Annotated in this window: 14 protein-coding genes; 9 read left to right on the top strand and 5 right to left on the bottom strand. The window is 43.8% G+C overall.

Translation table 11 applies throughout. The features are described 5' to 3' along the window. The first annotated feature begins 96 nt into the window (after positions 1 to 96). From hyaA to SPUTW3181_RS09960, 8 genes are all read left to right on the top strand, one after another. On the top strand, positions 97 to 1,233 hold the full coding sequence (hyaA, locus tag SPUTW3181_RS09995; protein WP_011789250.1) for a nickel-dependent hydrogenase small subunit: 1,137 nt from the start codon (positions 97 to 99) through the stop codon (positions 1,231 to 1,233). Positions 1,234 to 1,236: 3 nt separating this feature from the next. Then, the gene (gene hyaB, locus SPUTW3181_RS09990; protein WP_011789249.1) at positions 1,237 to 2,940 is read left to right on the top strand and encodes a nickel-dependent hydrogenase large subunit; all 1,704 of its coding nucleotides are present in this window, start codon (positions 1,237 to 1,239) and stop codon (positions 2,938 to 2,940) included. A gap of 19 nt (positions 2,941 to 2,959) precedes the next feature. Further along, a complete protein-coding gene (gene cybH, locus SPUTW3181_RS09985) occupies positions 2,960 to 3,634 on the top strand; it encodes a Ni/Fe-hydrogenase, b-type cytochrome subunit (protein ID WP_011789248.1) in 675 nt (224 codons plus the stop codon). Between the two features lie 7 nt (positions 3,635 to 3,641). Further along, positions 3,642 to 4,205 carry a HyaD/HybD family hydrogenase maturation endopeptidase gene (locus SPUTW3181_RS09980; RefSeq protein WP_011789247.1) on the top strand — a complete coding sequence of 188 codons (564 nt, stop codon included), beginning with the start codon at positions 3,642 to 3,644 and terminating at the stop codon, positions 4,203 to 4,205. After that, positions 4,186 to 6,039, top strand: a complete 1,854-nt coding sequence (locus tag SPUTW3181_RS09975) for a hypothetical protein (protein WP_011789246.1) — start codon at positions 4,186 to 4,188, stop codon at positions 6,037 to 6,039. Before SPUTW3181_RS09980 ends, SPUTW3181_RS09975 begins: the two co-directional genes overlap by 20 nt. A 30-nt stretch (positions 6,040 to 6,069) precedes the next feature. Then, a complete protein-coding gene (hypF, locus tag SPUTW3181_RS09970; RefSeq protein WP_011789245.1) occupies positions 6,070 to 8,475 on the top strand; it encodes a carbamoyltransferase HypF in 2,406 nt (801 codons plus the stop codon). 223 nt (positions 8,476 to 8,698) lie between these two features. Next, positions 8,699 to 10,324: a cation:proton antiporter gene (locus SPUTW3181_RS09965; RefSeq protein WP_011789244.1), complete on the top strand. Its 1,626-nt coding sequence runs from the start codon at positions 8,699 to 8,701 to the stop codon at positions 10,322 to 10,324. A 30-nt stretch (positions 10,325 to 10,354) separates the two neighbouring features. Then, positions 10,355 to 11,317: a universal stress protein gene (locus SPUTW3181_RS09960; protein ID WP_011789243.1), complete on the top strand. Its 963-nt coding sequence runs from the start codon at positions 10,355 to 10,357 to the stop codon at positions 11,315 to 11,317. 68 nt (positions 11,318 to 11,385) lie between these two features. On the opposite strand, the gene SPUTW3181_RS09955 is transcribed toward SPUTW3181_RS09960, so the two are convergent. The 5 genes from SPUTW3181_RS09955 to dmeF form a co-directional block, all read right to left on the bottom strand. Next, positions 11,386 to 12,411 (bottom strand): GGDEF domain-containing protein, encoded by a 1,026-nt coding sequence (locus SPUTW3181_RS09955; protein ID WP_041408173.1) that lies wholly within the window; start codon positions 12,409 to 12,411, stop codon positions 11,386 to 11,388. Between the two features lie 148 nt (positions 12,412 to 12,559). Continuing rightward, the gene (locus tag SPUTW3181_RS09950; RefSeq protein WP_011789241.1) at positions 12,560 to 14,185 is read right to left on the bottom strand and encodes a phosphoethanolamine transferase; all 1,626 of its coding nucleotides are present in this window, start codon (positions 14,183 to 14,185) and stop codon (positions 12,560 to 12,562) included. Between the two features lie 288 nt (positions 14,186 to 14,473). Then, complete coding sequence (locus tag SPUTW3181_RS09945; protein ID WP_011789240.1) at positions 14,474 to 16,567, bottom strand: prolyl oligopeptidase family serine peptidase; 2,094 nt, start codon at positions 16,565 to 16,567, stop codon at positions 14,474 to 14,476. Between the two features lie 211 nt (positions 16,568 to 16,778). Continuing rightward, a complete protein-coding gene (locus SPUTW3181_RS09940) occupies positions 16,779 to 17,228 on the bottom strand; it encodes a MarR family winged helix-turn-helix transcriptional regulator (RefSeq protein WP_011789239.1) in 450 nt (149 codons plus the stop codon). Beyond that, positions 17,228 to 18,421: a CDF family Co(II)/Ni(II) efflux transporter DmeF gene (gene dmeF, locus SPUTW3181_RS09935; RefSeq protein WP_011789238.1), complete on the bottom strand. Its 1,194-nt coding sequence runs from the start codon at positions 18,419 to 18,421 to the stop codon at positions 17,228 to 17,230. Before dmeF ends, SPUTW3181_RS09940 begins: the two co-directional genes overlap by 1 nt. Before the next feature lie 621 nt (positions 18,422 to 19,042). On the opposite strand from dmeF, the gene gloA reads away from it, so the two are divergent. Continuing rightward, the gene (gloA, locus tag SPUTW3181_RS09930; RefSeq protein WP_014610517.1) at positions 19,043 to 19,453 is read left to right on the top strand and encodes a lactoylglutathione lyase; all 411 of its coding nucleotides are present in this window, start codon (positions 19,043 to 19,045) and stop codon (positions 19,451 to 19,453) included. The last annotated feature ends 28 nt before the right edge of the window (positions 19,454 to 19,481 follow it).

Genomic DNA, 19,481 nt, shown 5'->3' with positions numbered 1-19,481 from the left:
ACATCAATAATCTTTACAAACCTAAAGCCTAAACTGATAACGTCAATTATGTAAAACATTTACAATTTACATTCAAATAACAAAAAAGGTTGATCCATGGACACACATGCAGCCCTATATGAACAGGGAAAAGCGCGCTTAGAGGCACTTCGCCAGCTCGCTCCCCGTCAACAGCAATCCCTTGTCGAAAAAATGCAACAACATGGCATTAGTCGCCGTGATTTTATGAAATGGAGTGCGATGGTGACGGGCATGCTCGCATTACCACTTCCGTTTAGTAACTTAGTAGCCGAAGCGGCCGAATTAGCTGACCGAGTCCCCTTAATTTGGTTACATATGGCCGAGTGTACTGGTTGTTCTGAATCTCTTGTTCGTGCCGATACACCGAACTTAGATTCACTGATCTTCGACCATATTTCGCTGGAATACCACGAGACCTTAATGGCGGCCTCTGGTTGGCAAGCAGAAGAAAATCTCGAACATGCGCTAGAAGCCTACAAGGGTCGCTACTTGCTGGCTGTTGAGGGGGCCATTCCTACCGCCAATAATGGCAGTTTCTTAACTGTGGGTTGTAAAGGCCACACAGGTTTAGAGATTATCAAGCATGCTGCTGAAGGTGCTGCAGCCATTATTTCAGTCGGCACTTGCGCCGCATTTGGTGGCGTTCAAGCCGCATACCCTAACCCCACTGGCGCCAAAGGTGTCCATGAGGTCGTGAGTAAACCTGTTATTAATTTAGGCGGTTGTCCACCGAGTGAAAAAAATATTGTGGGTACATTGATGTACTTCATTATGTTTGGAAGATTACCCGCACTGGATATGTTTAATCGTCCAAAGTGGGCTTATGGTGCTCGAGTACATGATAACTGCGAACGTCGTGGCCGTTTCGATGCAGGTGAATTCGTTGAAGAATTTGGCGATCACGGTGCGAAAGAAGGTTATTGCCTTTATAAGGTGGGTTGTAAAGGTCCTTACACTTACAACAACTGCCCAACCGAACGCTTTAACCATCACACTAGCTGGCCAGTACTTGCTGGACACGGTTGTATGGGCTGCTCAGAACCTAACTTCTGGGATGATATGGCTGACTTTGAAAAACCCCTTGGCCGTCAACTCCTCCATGGATTGGATGCGACCGCAGATACTATTGGTGCGGTAATTTTAGGCGCGACTGTGGTGGGCATTGGAGCCCATGCTGTTGCCAGTATTTTTGCCAAACCGCTGGAGGAATAACCCATGAGCAAGCGCGTTGTTATCGACCCTATTACCCGTATTGAGGGTCACTTACGTATCGAAGTTGAAGTTGATGAGAATAATGTCATCAACAAGGCTTGGTCATCCTCTACCCTTTGGCGTGGTATTGAAGTCATCCTCAAGGGCCGTACGCCTATGGATGTTGGCCTTATCGTTCAGCGGATTTGCGGTGTGTGTACTTATTCCCATTACCGTTGTGGTACAGAAGCCGTTGAAAATGCACTGGGGCTCCAAATTCCACTGAACGCAAAATACTTACGCTCCTTGATGCAAACCTCGCTCTATATGCACGATCATATTGTGCACTTCTACCATTTACATGGTTTAGATTGGGTGGATATTGTTTCTGCATTGAGCGCCGATCCTGCGAAAGCAGCACAGGTTGCCTTGAAGTATGCAGATAATCCGATTGCAGCAGGTGAAGGCGATCTGCGGGCGGTGCAAGAAAGAGTGAAAGGTTTTGTCGAAACAGGCAAACTTGGCCCATTCGCTAACGCTTATTGGGGCAATGGCACCTATAAATTTACCCCTGAACAAAACCTTATTGCCTTATCTCACTACCTAAAAGCACTTGAAGTGCAGCGTGTTGCCGCAGAAATGCTAGCAATATTTGGCGGTAAATCACCTCACCCACAATCACTGGTTGTCGGCGGTGTCACCTCGGTTCGCGATATGTTAAGCCCTGCGCGTTTGCAGGAATGGAAACAAAAACACGCCATCGTAACTGACTTTATCCTACGTGCCTATCAAGCCGATATTGTGATGGCTGCAGAAGCCTTTGGGACAGAGCCAAGCGTTCTTGGCGGCGTGAATGTGAAAAATTTCATGGCGACTAATGACTTTGTCTTAGCTAATGGCGAATTCATGTTTGATCAAGGTGTGATCATGAATGGCGATCTTGCTGGCGTTAGTGATATCAACCCAGATCTTATCGCCGAAGACGTCAGCCACGCTTGGTATACCGCCGATGCGCCGCAACATCCCTATGACGGTACGACGATTCCTAACTATACGGGTTTTATCGAACGCGACACTGTGTATGGCAAGCTGCCAACACTGGATGGTGATGGAAAATACTCTTGGGTAAAATCACCCCGTTATCAAGGCGAACCTGTAGAAGTAGGTCCACTGTCTTGTCTACTGGTGAGTTATGCTCGTGGTAATAAAGTCGTAGTGGATGCCGTTAATGGTTTATTAGCTCGCACAGGTTTACCCGTTGAAGCCTTATTTACCACATTAGGCCGCACTGCTGCCCGTATGTTACAAACCGTGATTGTGGCTCAAGAAGGGTTAAAAACCTTCGAGGCTTTACTTGTCAACATCCAATCCGATGAAACAACCTTCGTTAAGCCCAATATTGACCCCAACAAAGAATATGTAGGTCATGCCATGATTGAGGCGCCGCGCGGAATGTTAAGCCACTGGATCCGTATCAAAAATGGGGTTGTTGAAAACTATCAAGCTGTCGTACCAACCACGTGGAACGCAGGTCCTGTCGATGCCAACGGTAAAATGGGTCCCTATGAAGCTTCGCTCATTGGCTTAAAACTGGAAGATCCAACTAAACCCCTTGAGGTGATACGTATTATTCACTCATTTGACCCTTGCATGGCGTGTTCTGTACACGTAATGGATTTTAAAGGTCAGGCATTGAGCGAGTTCCGTGTCAGCCCCAATGGACAATAATCGAGGGAGGGAGCGCATAATGAACCATTCTGCAACCCGCATTCGTACACTAGTATTTAGTCCTGCAATACGAATTTTTCACTGGCTCAGGGCACTGTCAATATTGGTGCTGGTGATCACAGGATTCTATATTGCTTGGCCGTTTCTTGTGGCACCAGAAAGTAGCGATGTACTCGTTCAAGGTTGGATCCGTTTTGCTCACTTGGTTTGTGGTTTTTTACTGACCGCAATTACTTTAGTTCGCTTCTACCTGTATTTTTTCAGCCGAAGCGATATTGAGCGACGTTCATTCCGGGATGTAATGAGTATCCAAAGTTGGATAACCCAACTGAAATCCTATATTTGGATGGGACATTTGCATAAAGCGGGAGTCTATGGACCACTGCAATTTGTGACTTATGTAGCAATATCCTTAGTTGCACTGGTGATTTGTATTACAGGCCTCGTTTTATATGCCAATGTATACCACGAAGGTTTAGGTGGCATGCTTTGGGGAAGCGCAGCCTGGATTACAGCACAAATGGGTGGACTCGCACAGGTCAGGATTTGGCACCACTACCTCACTTGGGCATTTGTTATCTTTGTGGTTATCCACGTCTATATGGCGGTTTGGTCAGGGATACGCTTCAAACATAACTCTGTTGACTCAATTGTCTCTGGCTATGACTACCATAAGCCAGACTCACATCACTAGGAGTCCAATGAAGATATTGCTACTTGGTATTGGCAATGTCCTGTACGCCGATGAAGGCATCGGCGTACATTTTGTCAATTACATTGCTGATAATTATCAGTTTACCCATGAGTCCCACCAGCTAGAACTGCTCGACGGCGGTACGCTGGCTCAGGGACTCATTCCTATTATCTGCCAATATGATTATTTAATTGTGGTTGATACCGTTAATGCCAATGGTGTCGATACTGGCGAAGTCTATTTCTTCGATTTTGACAAAGCACCCAAGGAAATTGATTGGCAAGGCAGCGCACATGAAGTGGAAATGCTGCAAACCCTCAATATGATGGAAATGGTGGGCGATCGGCCTAAAACCTTTGTGCTAGGTGTCACACCTACAGTGCTTGAACCTATGATCCTAGGGCTAACTCCTAAGGTCGCAGCAGCCGTGCCTTTAATGGAAAAAACCTTGTTAACCCACTTAGCCTCCCTTGGCTTTACTGTGACGCGCATCGCTGAACATAGCATTGATTCGCTGATCCCAGACTCTTATAAACGTGGTGTCCTTATAGATGAAAAACATCAGATTTGATTTTACCTGCTCACGTCAGGTGCCTTTGTACGCGCATTTATGTAATCAATATCTAAATTATGATGCACTGAACATTACTATTGGCTGTGACAATCAAAACCACTTTGGTTCACAAACCTATTTCATTGAAGCCCAAGGTGAGCAAACACAACTGGAACAACTTGCCGATGCAATCGCCGCGGATTTTTTAATTTCTGCTTGGCTCATTGACTCAGGCATCAAGGTCATCAATGAATCCACCGGTCACAAAACACTCCTTCCTTGTTTATATGCCACACCTTCGTCAACCAATACTGCCCGAGCGATCGCACCTTTTTGTCAGCAATGCTACCCACTGTTCGGTGATAATCAGTCAGCTCAATTTGGCATCATTGACCTGGCTTGCCCTTGTTGCAAAGGCGAAAACCTGTTAACCACCGAACAAAAAGCTTTAACCTTGTCAGACATAAAAGCTATGGCACAGCATTTACTGACACAAGGCACATTAACACTTAATGCACCAGACAGTATCAGCCTTAGCTTGACGCCTTTTACCAGGGACGCCTTAGGCGAACGTCCCCAATTATTGATCTGCAATCCCAATACACTCAATGCCCATTTTTGCCTCAAAGATCATCAAGTATTAGCGCTTTCCAGTATAGAAAAACCGCTGATCTGTGCCAGACCCACCCAAGAGCACAGTAAACTTACCGCCCCACTTTACGATATATGTTTTGCTTATAGTCGCGTTATCTTAGTGCTGGCTGAAGTGCTCAGGCAAAAAGGCGTAGATTGGGTCTATATTCAAGGCGATCACCAAAGACCAAAGCTTGCGTGGGTCGATGGCGCTTGGGCTCAGCTATCAAGCCAACACATTGTGGCTGTTAAACAATTTATCGCACCTGAACCGCTACGCGAAAAAATCAGCTTTGAGGGCTATCAAGCACAATGGCAAGCCATTAAGCGCTCGCGTTCGCACCAAGGAGAATTGACTGTCACGGCGTTATACGACCCACTATCAAACGAACACTCAGCTATTGAGAACACCCATTCAGAAGATCATACTTTCACCGATTGTGCGCTATTCAGCGCATTGCTAAACGGCAAGTTAGCCAGCCATAAACAGGCAAAAAATGCCGCTATCATCTACCTTAGCCACACTAGGCCCAGCCAAATCGTTACCTGCGATAAAAAGGGTGATACTGAACTCTTCTTCGCATTACCTGAGTTACCCGATAACGGCTATGAAATCTTCCATCAATTGGATAGCAGCCCACAAAAAGCCGTAGCACAAAAATTTAAAAGCTTGTTTCCGGATGACTATTTAAAATTACTGAGCCTAAAACTGTCAGGAAGACGTGATAACTTACAGAGCCTGTGGGCAATTGCCGCTATCTTAATGGGACTTAACCACAGTGAAGAAACTCAACGTCCAGAAACTTTGAGTGATGCCCTAATGGCGGCGGCCATGCGTTACCAAGGTGCCAATGCGCCGCGTATCGATTACCCCTTGACTAAAGGTGAAGCACATCGCAGCCTTAATTGGTGCAAAACCTTAGGCACTGTGCTGAGTTTTCGTATTGCAGGCAATGGCGATCCCAGCCAACTCGCCTTTGCGATGCAGGATTCCCTTGCTGACTATTTCGCAAACTGGTTAGAACATATCGATCTGAATATCGGATTACAGCAGATTGCTCTCGCTGGAGATGAGTTAACCAATGAAACCCTCTGCAAACGGATAAGTTTACGCATAGGAAAGAACTTTCCTCTTGTGATTAATCGCAGTCTTGATTTAGACGGAGATAATTTAGCCGTCGGCGCGCTCTACGCTAAGCAACGTAAACTGAATGAGTAACGTTTAACAAAAAAGCCAAGAGAATACGTATTGGAACATGTTGTCCTAGAGAACCAAGCGCTCAAGCGATATAAATTGCATATTACAGGCATAGTACAAGGGGTGGGGTTTCGCCCCTTTGTATATCGTTACGCCCTTGATAACCAACTAACGGGCACTGTACTCAATAATGCCCAAGGTGTAACCATTGAGTTGCAGGGTAATGAGACTGGTCTCGAACTTTTTCTCACCGCACTCAAATCCAATCCACCACCACTGGCGCGAATCGATCAGATAACTCAAACATTACTACCCGTTATTGAAGGCGAAACCCTATTTGCCATCATCGAAAGTTGTGATGAAGATATTGAGGGATCAGGCAGTGCTGTCGCTGTATCTGCCGACAAAAGTACCTGTCAAGATTGCCTAAACGATATGCATAACCCCGAGGATCGCCACTTCGGTTATGCCTTTACCAACTGCACTAATTGTGGCCCAAGATACACTATTATCAATGCGTTACCCTATGATAGACACAACACGGCTATGGCTGATTTTGTCATGTGTCCAGATTGTGCAAAATCGTACTACGATCCGCTCGATCGCCGTTATCATGCCCAACCCGTAAGCTGCCCGAACTGTGGTCCTCAACTCTATTTAAAAACACCACAGGGAGAAGATATTACGCCAGTTAACGTCACACAGCAGACTGTGTTACAACTGGCGGCCAATAGATTAGCCCAAGGGCAAATTCTGGCGATTAAAGGATTAGGTGGGTTTCATTTAGTATGCGATGCACGCCATACTGGGGCTGTCACAGCACTTCGCCAACGTAAACAGCGTCAAGCAAAGCCCTTAGCGGTCATGGTGGCCAATATTGCGATGGCGCAGCGATATGTCACCGGGACAGATGCTGAATGGCAAGTGCTCAGTTCACAGGAACGCCCCATCGTACTGATGAATAGCATACCCGCAAACGATCTTAGCATTGAAGTCGCCCCTAATCTGGACAAACTCGGGGTATTCTTACCTTATACCCCACTGCATCATTTGCTGTTAGCTCTCTTCAATGGACCCTTGGTCGCCACAAGTGCCAATGTATCGGGTGAACCTATCATCACCCACTGTGATGAGTTAGTGAGTCACCTGAGTCATGTTGTAGATGCCATAGTCGATCATAATCGCCCTATTATTAACGGCTGCGATGACAGTGTTGTACAAGTCATCCAACCTCGAACACATGACACGGCCCCTTATCTTATACCGCCAAGTGTACAAGTACTGCGCCTCGCTCGGGGATTTGCTCCAGCCAGTTTTTCCCTAACAACACCTTTGACTCAATCGATTCTTGCCGTTGGTGCACAACAAAAAAATGCGATTGCCTTCGGTTTTGGCTCGAATGTTTTTTTAAGCCCACATATTGGCGATCTCTTTAGTGTCAGTGCTGAGCAGTATTTTGAACGTACATTAACCACCTTCTCTCGCCTATATCACTTTGAACCTAAATGGATTATTTGTGATAAACATCCAGACTACGCGCCTTCTCGTTGGGCGCAGGCTAATAGTGTCTTAGATGCTAATAACGCCATAGATACAAGCCAACAACGCAAATGTTTCTCGGTGCAGCATCACCATGCCCATGTATTGAGTGTGATGGCAATTAATCAATATCGCGATCCCGTTCTCGGCTTTAGCTTCGATGGGACAGGACTTGGGGAAGATGGCCGTTTATGGGGCGGCGAAGTGCTATTAACCACGCTCGATAAAGCAGAACGGTTGGCTCACTTTGAGCCCATCGCCTTACTGGGCGGCGAGCAAGCGATTAAACAGCCCGTAAGACTCTTATTAGCACTCCTATTTGAACAAATGAGTCTAAGCGAGGTACTGGCTCTGCCATTACCTATATTAAGATGCCTTAGTCCAAACACACTGACGAATTTACATAAAATCTGGCAAAACGGCAGCGCAATAGAAAGCTCATCCGTTGGACGTCTGTTTGATGCCCTCGCCTGTGCATTAGGGCTTATTGAAACCACGCTATTCGAAGGCCAAGCAGGGATGGCTATTGAAGCTGCAGCAAATCGTGCCGATATGCTGGCACTCGATCCGTTAATCCTCGTTCTTCCCTTCAGCGAGGGACAATGGAACAGCAGTGCCATGTTCAAACAAATTATTCAGTTAATCACAGCGCAACCCTTAACCGCTCACAGACGCGACACAATAGCCCGCGCCTTTTTACATACCCTAGGTGAAGCAATCTGTGTTTATGCCGCTAAATACAAACATCTTCCAACCGTACTTTGTGGTGGTGTTTTTCAAAATAAATACCTGTTGGAATACTGCCTGAGTCAACTCAGTGTCCAAGGTAATCAGGTATTATCTAGTCAACACATCCCCATCAATGATGGAGGGATAGCCCTTGGCCAACTGTGGTATGGGATTCATCAAACCGATTGAAAATGCGTTATTTGATGCACCACGCGTGCGATAGAAGAGGCTTTGTTAAAATGTAAGTATGCTCTATGTCCTTATACTATTGACAGTTTTTAGTAAAAACGCTGGACATACATTAGCCTTTTTGTTCTATCCTTATACGTAAATACGGTGCTTAACTGAGGGTGGAACCTTGATTGACATCATTACGCAATCCTCATTCACTGAAATTGCCGCACTGCTGGTTATGACCGCTATTATCGGCTTTATTGGTATATTTTTGCGTCAGCCTCTTATAGTCAGTTTTATTGTTGTCGGTCTACTCTCTGGTCCTTCCGTTTTAGATATAGTGCATTCAAAAGAGCAAATTAATTTACTTTCAGAATTAGGCATTGCTGTTTTACTTTTCCTCGTGGGTATCAAGCTGGATGTAAAACTCATCAAATCTATTGGTGGGGTTTCAATACTCACGGGGCTTGGACAGGTTATTTTCACCTCCATTGTTGGCTATTTTATCGGGTTAGCTCTTGGGTTAGACGATATCACTAGTATTTATATTGCCGTCGCCCTGACCTTTTCATCGACCATTATCATCGTCAAGCTTTTGTCCGATAAACGAGAAATTGATTCTCTGCATGGGCAAATAGCGTTAGGTTTCTTGATCGTCCAAGATCTTGTCGTCGTGGTCGCCATGATAGTCTTAGCCGCCATCGGCATAGGTTCTGATGCGGGGCATAGCGGAACTCAAAACACATCGATACTGCAAGTGACAGCATCAGGCATCGGATTAGTGCTATTTGTCATTGTTTTTGTTAGATATTTAGCCAACCCTCTCACAGAACAATTGGCAAAAGTACCGGAATTACTGCTGATATACTCAATAGCACAAGCGACGCTATTTGCCGCCGTCTGTGATTTATTAGGCTTAGGAATGGAAGTGGGAGGCTTACTCGCAGGGATTGCGCTTGCTTCAACCCCTTACCGTGAAAGTATTGCCGCAAGACTTGGCCCCCTGCGCGATTTTCTATTGTTATTCTTTTTTATCGCCCTTGGTGCGACCTTAGATTTGTCTCAACTTGGATCACATATCTACGCAGCCATCCTATTTTCGGTCTTCGTGTTAATAGGCAACCCTCTGATTGTATTGATTATCATGGGATTAATGGGCTACAAAAAAAGAACCAGTTTTTTAGCTGGCCTAACCGTTGCACAAATCAGTGAATTCTCGCTCATTTTTATTGCGATGGGGATAAGCCTAGGCCATATTCAACAAGACATTTTGGGGTTAGTGACCTTAGTCGGCATTGTCACTATCACGGCATCAACCTATATGATCACCTACTCCCATAAACTTTACGCAATATGCGAACCGATATTGGGAATATTTGAACGAACAGGCACTCCACGTGAACAACCTTCTAAACATTCAACCCAAGATCATTATCAAGTGGTCATCTTTGGATTAGGACGTTTAGGGACGGCAATTGCTGCGCGTCTAAAAGAAAAAGGCGTGAAAGTACTCGGTTTAGACTTCAATCCATCAGCCATAAAAAAGTGTCGCTTACTCGGTATTGATACAGAATACGGCGATGTGACAGACGCCGAGTTTATCGCCGAACTTCCTCTTAGACACGCCCATTGGATTGTATCTACTATGCCACAGCACCATACGGGCCTGACATTAGAAGATACAAGAAAAACCATTATACAACTCACTCGCACAAGCGGTTTTAGTGGTAAATTAGCCACGGTTTCTCAGAGTAAAAAAGAAACGGAAGAATTAACAATGCTGGGTATCGACCTCGTATTAGAACCCTTTCAAGATGCTGCAGATAGGGCAATAGAGTTGTTACTTGATGGTGTGGATGTATAAATCTACCCACGATAAATAAGGAGATATTCCATGAATCAATTCAAAAACATCTTATATGTACTGCATCCTCATGGAGATGAAAATCCCCAATCATTAGCCAGAGTCATATCACTTACCAACAATAATCAGGCTGAATTAACACTGTTACGTATTATCCCTAAGCCTTCATTGAGTGCTTATACCAAACAACTAGGCATTAATGATGAAGACATAGCACAAAAAATACAGAACCATGAAGAAGCTAAATTGCGAGAATTACTGGCGTTTTTTACGCCCCACTGCACCGCGAAAGCTGAACTAAAAATGGGTAAAAGTTACATCGATATCATTCACACAGTGCAGATGGAAAATATTGATTTAGTCATCAAAGAAACTGAATCAAATAGCTGGCTCGATCGCCTTTTTGGCAGTAACGATATGCACCTGCTGCGCAAATGCCCCTGTCCAATTTGGTTAATGCAACCCAATGAAAATCCCAATTACCGCCATATTATGGCCGCGGTGGATTTCAATAGTGATATTACCGAAGAAGAAAATAGTGATTTAAATCAAGAGATAGTAAATATAGCCAGTGCACTCGCACTGTCTGATTTTGCATCACTACATGTAGTAAATGCATACGATACGCCTGAAGCTGGATTTATTGGTTTATGGGCAGAGCAACCCGAAAAATTAGAGCGCCAGTTATTAGAAGACGAATATCTTCAAAAACGCAGTAAAATGGCAACGCTCTTTGATAATTTAAAAAATAAACTGGGTAAGCAATCCTACGATTATCTTTCCCCCCAGTCCCATTTGGTACAAGGCGCCGCCGCTCAAGAACTTCCACAATTAGCCAAAAAGCTACAGGTCGATATTGTCGTTATGGGCACCGTTGCCCGTACAGGTATTCCTGGGCTTATCATCGGAAATACAGCGGAAGCGATCCTTACCCAACTGAATTGTTCAGTACTAGCGATTAAACCTAAGGGATTTATTTCCCCAGTAAAATAGTTCGCGAACTGGATACTCAAACAATCTGAAGATGTGGCGTTGTGTATTGTGAGCAGGTTTGGGTATCTCTATCCCCTAACACAGTTACGCCCATCGGATTTAGCTTCATATAAGGCTTTATCCGCTCGGCTAAAGAGCGTTTCGGCATCATCACCCTCTTGTAATGAGGCAAGACCGATCGATACTGTAATTGCGCCGAGGGATAATTTTTTATCTTTACCTATGGTTAAGTGCCGCTCTGAAATACGTTCTCTTAAGGTTTCCGCAACTTGTAAAGCATCGTGAAAATGGGTATTTGGCAAAAGCACTACAAACTCTTCGCCACCATAGCGAGCAACAAAGTCATCACCTCGAACACATTGCTTTAAGGCGAGTGCGACATAAGCTAATACTTTATCGCCAATTTGATGACCATAGGTATCATTAAATTGTTTAAACCTATCTATATCAACAATCAGTAAGCTACAACGGGAATGCTGTTCTTGGGCGCGGTGAATATGGTCTTGAATGGCAATTTCATAGGCGCGGCGATTATATAAAGACGTTAATTGATCCGTCATGGCCGCCAGACTTAAATTTTCCATTTCCGACTTAAGATGTTGTACCTCTTGCCCCATGGCATTTAGGCTTTGTTCCATGTTTTGGTTGTTGATCAGTAAATTTTGCATTTCATCCATCACACCATCAACAAGTTGATTTAAGGTATTAATGTCAGAATTGGATTGAAGCTTGATGCCAAATTCCGCTAAAGTGCCCGAAAAATCCGCGGTCCCTTGGTTCAATTGTACAATTTTGCACAGTAATGAATTGATTAAAATCTGAGTCTCTATTTGTACATTCTCAATCACCTCGGGGGATTGTTCTTGGATAAAATTTTTATATAAGCTTGTATTAACCTCTTTTGTAAACACAACACCGTTTGCGATAAAACCATCAATCGCACGGTTTAAGTCAAGATTAGTCCCCGCAAAATATTCATACCAAACCGTATAGTTTTCCGGGGTAACGGGGATATCAAGGGCCGACATTTGTGGCACGGCTAGCCGCAAAATTTGCGCCGCGGAATCAAGTTCTTTATTTTCAACAGAAAACATAAATATTGAAACCATATTATTGTTAATTTTTTGTATAACATAAGTTAGCTCAACTGATCGAATTTGGATATGGGGAAGCATAATTATTGTGATGGTTTTAAACCTATACCTGACATTCGCATAGGTTTATCTTATCTAATACCGTCCATTAGCTACGACAAGAGGCAAAAATATCAAGATGGCTTTGGTACACCTCAGTCTTCACATTCATTAACCCTAAGAGGCTATCGAATAAATTGTCATGGGAGTATCCTCCCTTGTCAGCATGTTCGGCCAAGCACGCCATATTTAAATGATTATCTTGACTGAAATGATCAGAGACCCAAGCTAACATGGGGATACTGGTTTGTTCTATCGGCGCAATACTGTAAGGCGCACCATGTAAATACATCCCCTTTTCCCCCAATGATTCACCATGATCACTGAGATATAACATCGCGGTATTAAATTTATCTTGCTGTTTTTGAAGTTTTTTAACGACTTCGCTCACTATATAGTCCGTATACAGCAGCGTGTTGTCATAGGTATTTACCAACTCTTCGTTGGTGCAATTTTGGATATCACTGCGTTGGCAATCGGGTATAAATCGACGGTATTGCGGGGGATAACGTAGAAAATAAGTTGGACCGTGACTGCCAATAATATGCAAGGCAAGCACAGTGTCTTTCGCTTTTGCGCTATTAAGCGCCTCATCTAATTTCTCTAATAACACCTGATCAAAACAATATTGCCCAGAGCAGAGTTTAAGATCACTATTGAGATCAACAGTGATATTCTCTATGCGATCGCAAACGCCTTTACACCCAGAGTCATTATCAAACCACTTCACCTCAATATCAGCATGTTTCAGCACATCCATAACCGTATCTTGAGCATAAGCGCGGCGTGAATCGTAATCTTTGCGCCCCATTCGTGAAAACATACAGGGCAAGGACACCGCCGTTGCGGTACCACAGGAATGGGTATCCTTAAACACTATCAAGCCAAGATCTTGGGTATAGGCATTGGTTGGCTTTTTATAGCCATAATATTGGTAGTTCATCGAACGTGCAGTTTCCCCGACCACCAGCACCAATAAGTTGGGTTTATGGTTAGGGGTAGCACTGACATCTTTTGCATCCAATCCAAGTGTTTCATATTGGATTGGTGTTTGTAAATAATGTGAATACATGTACTTAGAGACCGAACCCACAAAATAAGTTGGCACAATATAACGTCTCAGGCCATCGTTATTTCGACCAAACGTGGCGTAATCCTGAAAATAGAAAAAACCAATCACCCCGATACCAGCAAGCATTATTAGCATAAAAAATACTTTATGTGCCAACTCCTTAAAGAACGGTTTGTATTGAATATCGGCTTTATAGATAAGGTATGCTGGCAATATCCCTGTTAACAGTAAATTAGCCACTGAAGCAACATTAATATACATCCAGGCTTCCGCCTGATTCGTCTGAAAAATGTTTTCAATCATGCCGTAATCAAATACAACCTGGTATTTCATCGTGGCAAAAAATACCGTCGACGACATTAAGGTGAGCACGATAAACAAGGGTTTTAGTAGATACTTCACCGAAAAAAACGAAAATACCAAGCCAAGGGCAAAGGTAAAAAACAGTGGCATACTGGCGATAAAAAGCGGATCTACCTCAGGCTGTTTTTCAATACCTTCGTGAATAAAAGTAAAGAGTGGGATATTAAAAATACACACATAGAACAATGCAGTGATCAGCGTAAATTGATTCACTGATAAGGTCTTAAATCTTGTTAGCACCGATAACGCTCTCTCAAATTGGCCGTTGGCCGAAGCTAACTTAATTTTCTTAAGGTAATCTTACGACTTAATTTTCGCGCCATAGTAGCAAGCGACGCCCCTAGCTCAAACCTTATTAACTCCCTGTTATCCATAAAAAAACGGCCGAATATCAATAAACTCGGCCGTTTTACTCCCCAACCTATAGGGACTTGCTCGGTTTTTACTACTCTGTTTTTACAACTCTGTCTTTTATAACCCAATCTTTTACGACTGAGTTATTACGTCTATGTGTTTCTCGTATGACAATTATCGTAAACGCTGTAATAAGTAGGCAAACGTCATCGCATTAAGTTCCGCAGCTTGATTATTATCCGCAGCGCCAGCGTGGCCACCTTCAATATTTTCGTAGTACAAGACATCAATTCCCATGTCTTTCATCTTAGCCACCATCTTACGAGCGTGGCCTGGGTGAACCCTGTCATCACGGGTCGATGTGGTGAAAAAGACCTTGGGATAATGCACGTCTTTATGCAGATTATGGTACGGAGAGTAAGTTTTAATGTAAGCCCATTCCTCAGGAATATCAGGATTACCGTATTCACCCATCCAACTGGCACCCGCTAGCAACTTGTTGAATCTCAACATATCAAGCAGAGGCACTTGGCATACAACAGCGTTGTAAAGATCCGGCCTGCGGGTAAATGCTGCCCCCATTAACAGGCCACCGTTGCTGCCACCTTGGATGCCTAAATGTTTGCTTGACGTGATTTTACGGGCAATCAAATCTTCCGCTATTGCCTCGAAATCCTCATAGGCTTTATGTCGATTTTGCTTTAACGCCGCTTGATGCCAAGCTGGGCCATATTCGCCACCGCCACGAATGTTAGATAACACATATACGCCGCCCTGCTCTAACCAATTCTTACCAATGGTGGCCGAATAGGATGGACGCAATGAGACTTCAAACCCACCATAGCCATAAAGTAGCGTAGGATTAGTGCCATCTAACTTAAGATCCTTAGCCATTACCACAAAGTACGGTACTTTAGTGCCATCTTTAGACGTCGCAAAGTATTGCTCAGTTTTAAACTTATCCGCAGCAAACTGTTGCGGCATACCTTTAATTTTCTTCGGATTTAAGGTTTTTGCGTTAACCGTATAGAGGCTTGAAGGCTCAAGAAAACTGGTGTAATTCACGAAAAAATCATCACTGTCTTGCTCAACGTCCATTACCGTCAAGGCGCCATTCGCTTCGAATGGAACTTGGGTGCTTTGCCAAGCGCCCTTTTCGTCTTGCTCATACCGCACTAATTTGCTTTTCACGTTATCGAGCCAATTCACGAATATAGCACTCTTACTAAAACTGAGCTGCGCAATCGATGCGGTCTGAGTCGGGCTCACAAATAAACTGAATTTGGCTTTTTGGGCGATAAGATCCGCCACATCGGCATACACGACCGCGCCTTGCTTAAAATTACCGTCCTTATTAGTTAAATCGCTCTTTAACTCAATAAATAACTTACCTTTAAAATAGCCTTTAATTTCAGCATCTTCTGGCACTGGTAGTTTAATAAGTTTGCCATCTTGGTAAACATATTGGGTTGCGGTATAAAAAGTATGTGCTTCGGTGACTAAGCTAAGGGGCGTTTTATCATCGAAGAGTACCCAACCTGATACTGCGACTGAGGTTTTGTCGCCTGTGAAAATCGGTTTCGCTTGCTCGAGTGGTGTACCCCGTTGCCAGAGTTTCACCTCCCGTGGATAACCTGAGTCAGTCATGCTTTGACCATCACCAAAATCAGTACCAACAAAGGCGTGGTCTTTATCTATCCAGCTCAGACTTGATTTAGCTTCTTTCAAAAAGAATGGCTTATCTTTGGTGGCAACAAAGGATTTAGTATTTAAATTAAATTCTCGCACTTCCACCGCATCGGCACCGCCGCGGGAAAGTGAGACAAAACAGCGCTCATTTTCGGGATACTGACAGCTAATATCCTTAAATACCCAATTGACGGATTCAGCTTTGCCTAGGGCATCGATATCAAGCACAGTCTCCCATTTGGGATCGGGTTTAGCATATTCTTCCATGGTAGTACGGCGATAAATACCGCGCACATGGGTGTCATCCTTCCAAAAGTTGTATAACTTGTCGCCAATGTGGGTCGCGTAGGGAATGCGTTCTTTATCGTTCAGGATGGCAAGACTGTTCGCCACTAAGGTATCAAAACCTTTAAACGCTTTAATTTCGGCGGCAGATGCAGCATTTTGGGTTTTCACCCATTCCATCGGCTTTGCGCCTTCAACATCTTCTAACCAAATGTATTTATCTTCTTCTGCGTGAAGTTGACCGCTCATACCGAGCACTCCTGCAATGCACCAAGGCAGTAATTTATTATTCATTCTATTCCTTTTAAACAAAGTCCATCTTGAGATCTGCCCTTACATTACCTTAATTAATCTCCAGTTCAACTATTAATCCAACAAGAATGTAACAAAAGGTAAGGTACTGTAATAGCAGATGATTAATCTAGAATGAATCGCGTTTTTAAGGATGTCGTGCTATAAAAAAACGTCCACGAGGGACGCTTTTTAGTGGCTGAAATAGAGTAAATTAAAACTCGTTATTCATACGAGACAATAAATTGAGCAGCACGATACGTTCTTCACTGCTCATTTTAGCGGTGAGATCTGTGGTGAGCTGTAGATGCAGAGCATCATGTTCGAGGAACAAAGTTTGGCCCTTTTCGGTTAACTCCACCAGAATCGAACGACGATCGGTTTCATGGGGACGACGTACAACCCACTCAGCTTCCACCATTTTATCGATTTGTACGGTAAGGGTACCCGTAGTGACACCGATTTTATCGGCCAGTTCCTTCATCCTCATGGCGCCATGTACGCCGAGTAACTCAATGGTATGTACCTGCGACAAGCTGAAGCCTTTGTCACGCACGATAGCATGTTCCCAAGACGACAGCTTTTCGTAAAACTCAATAATCACATGGTTCAAGCTGTGATCAGTCGAATGATGTTGAGTGGTATTGGGATGCCCCGCTGTCATTAAACTTCCTTAGCCAAACACTCGCTTTGGCGACACGTATGTAATTCAATAGTGATATGTGATAACTCAGGAAATTGAGTCAGTAACTGATTAAAATAGCTGGCTTCTTTCGGTGAGTGAGACACGATTGACACCATCATAGCATGATGATCTGCACTCAGACGCCATATATGTAAATCGGCGACTTGATGATCCGGCACAGCTTCGATTGTTTGTTTAACCCTATGCTGCAATGATTCCTTCACACCGCCATCGAGTAAAATGGGGCTGGTTTGCTGAATAAGCCCCCAAGACCAGCGGCTAATAATGACGGCGCCGACAATTCCCATAATAGGATCGAGCCAAGTTAAGCCCATATATTTACCAAATAGCAATGCCACAATAGCGAGCACTGAGGTTAACGCATCGGCTAAAACATGAAAATAGGCGGCGCGTAGGTTGTGGTCATGGCCACCATGTGCCTTCTGACTCTTGTGCTCATGCTCATGCTCATGCTCATGCTCATGCTCATGCTCATGCTCATGCTCATGCTCATGCTCATGCTCATGCTCATGCTCATGCTCATGCTCAGCATTATGGTGGCAATGTGTATGGTCATGGTGTCCATCATCGTGATGAACATGCTCATGTTCAGAATGCATATGGGAGTGGTCATGACCGTGATGATGACCATGATCATGGCTATGATGATCTTTGAGCAAAAAGACACTCAGCACATTTACACTTAACCCTATCACAGCCACAAAAATCGCTTCATTAAAATGAATTTGCTCAGGATTGATAAGTCGTATCCCAGATTCAACCAGCATGATTAATGCCACTAAACCTAGGGCGATCGCGCTAGTGTAACCACCGAGCACACTCACCTTTCCTGTACCAAACGCAAAAGTAGGATCATTGGCATGTTTACGGGCATAGGAATAGGCAAACAAGGTGATCATAAAAGCCGCAGCATGGGTGCCCATATGCCAACCATCGACTAACAGTGCCATTGAGCCGTAAATCGTACCAGCGACAATCTCTGCCACCATAGTGATCAGCGTTAAATAGAGAACATAGCGTGTATTTTTCTCGCCAGCGATATTTTGGCTCGAAAAGCCATGGGAATGCTGCCACTTTGTAATTGCGTGCCCTGTAGTGGTGTTTGCGGCATCTAGACCACTGGCTGGTTGTTCTGAATGTTCTGATTTCATTATATAAATTCCCTACGCCACATAAGGCTTGATAAGTGATACTCACTGGCTCGGGATTATAGTTTGAAAATCAAAATATATGAATATCAAATTAGTTATTTTTCAAACTATTTTGCTAAACCAAATTTGAGGTAAACAAAAAGCCGCTATTGCGGCTTTTTGTTTACATAAGAAACGAACAATAACCTTATATACAATCTAAGATTGAAAATCTCGGTTTTGTCGTCCAACGAAATTACGGCAGGTTAACACGAGCTAAATCAAAACATTGAAACAAAGAACGCACTGAAAAACAAAGCAATAACAACAGTTGTACCTAAGGCCATTTTAAGTTCGGTGTTCATCATTCACTCTCCTAGTTGGTATGGCTACATTATTATCAACCTAATGATAAAAACCATGTTTGATTCCCTGTTTTGTGAGCAACAACCAATTTATCGGGCATTTTATCTACTATTGGTCTCAAAAAAGCACGCACACAGGTAAAAAACAGCGTTCCCTAGCCTAACACCACATTCAGGTCAATCAGTATTAATGATCTCGTTAACGCAATTTTTAGCATCATATAAAAGCACATTTTTGTTATACTCGACCGCGCAATTCATTGACCGAGAGAAACCTATGTCTCAACTGTTACACACTATGATCCGCGTCGGTAACTTAGAACGCAGTATCGCTTTTTATACCCAAATATTAGGCATGAAATTACTACGTACCTCTGAAAATCCAGAGTATAAGTATTCTTTGGCATTCGTTGGTTATGGCGAGGAATCCACAGGCCAAGCCGTCGTTGAGCTGACCTATAACTGGGGCACAGATAAATACGATTTAGGCACAGGTTTTGGTCACCTTGCTATTGGTGATGAAGATATTTATGCCCGCTGTGAGGCCATTGCCGCAGCAGGTGGTAAAGTCACACGCGCACCAGGTCCTGTCGCTGGTGGCACAACAGAAATCGCCTTTGTCGAAGATCCAGATGGTTATAAGATTGAATTTATTCAAATGAAATCAGCCACTCAAGGTTTAGGCTAATCGATAGACTAAGCGATCATTAAACGCT

The sequence above is a fragment of the Shewanella sp. W3-18-1 genome, assembly GCF_000015185.1.
Classification (GTDB): domain Bacteria; phylum Pseudomonadota; class Gammaproteobacteria; order Enterobacterales; family Shewanellaceae; genus Shewanella; species Shewanella putrefaciens.
Note: the sequence above shows the minus strand (reverse complement) of the source record. Positions and strands in the feature narration are given on the sequence as shown.

Coding starts and splice junctions, on each gene's coding strand:
- SPUTW3181_RS09965 (WP_011789244.1), top strand. CDS start 8,699: ATGACCGCTATTATCGGCTTTATTGGTATATTTTTGCGTCAGCCTCTT.
- cybH (WP_011789248.1), top strand. CDS start 2,960: ATGAACCATTCTGCAACCCGCATTCGTACACTAGTATTTAGTCCTGCA.
- dmeF (WP_011789238.1), bottom strand. CDS start 18,421: ATGAAATCAGAACATTCAGAACAACCAGCCAGTGGTCTAGATGCCGCA.
- gloA (WP_014610517.1), top strand. CDS start 19,043: ATGTCTCAACTGTTACACACTATGATCCGCGTCGGTAACTTAGAACGC.
- SPUTW3181_RS09940 (WP_011789239.1), bottom strand. CDS start 17,228: ATGACAGCGGGGCATCCCAATACCACTCAACATCATTCGACTGATCAC.
- SPUTW3181_RS09955 (WP_041408173.1), bottom strand. CDS start 12,411: ATGTTTTCTGTTGAAAATAAAGAACTTGATTCCGCGGCGCAAATTTTG.
- SPUTW3181_RS09975 (WP_011789246.1), top strand. CDS start 4,186: ATGAAAAACATCAGATTTGATTTTACCTGCTCACGTCAGGTGCCTTTG.
- hyaA (WP_011789250.1), top strand. CDS start 97: ATGGACACACATGCAGCCCTATATGAACAGGGAAAAGCGCGCTTAGAG.
- hyaB (WP_011789249.1), top strand. CDS start 1,237: ATGAGCAAGCGCGTTGTTATCGACCCTATTACCCGTATTGAGGGTCAC.
- SPUTW3181_RS09980 (WP_011789247.1), top strand. CDS start 3,642: ATGAAGATATTGCTACTTGGTATTGGCAATGTCCTGTACGCCGATGAA.
- SPUTW3181_RS09945 (WP_011789240.1), bottom strand. CDS start 16,567: ATGAATAATAAATTACTGCCTTGGTGCATTGCAGGAGTGCTCGGTATG.
- SPUTW3181_RS09960 (WP_011789243.1), top strand. CDS start 10,355: ATGAATCAATTCAAAAACATCTTATATGTACTGCATCCTCATGGAGAT.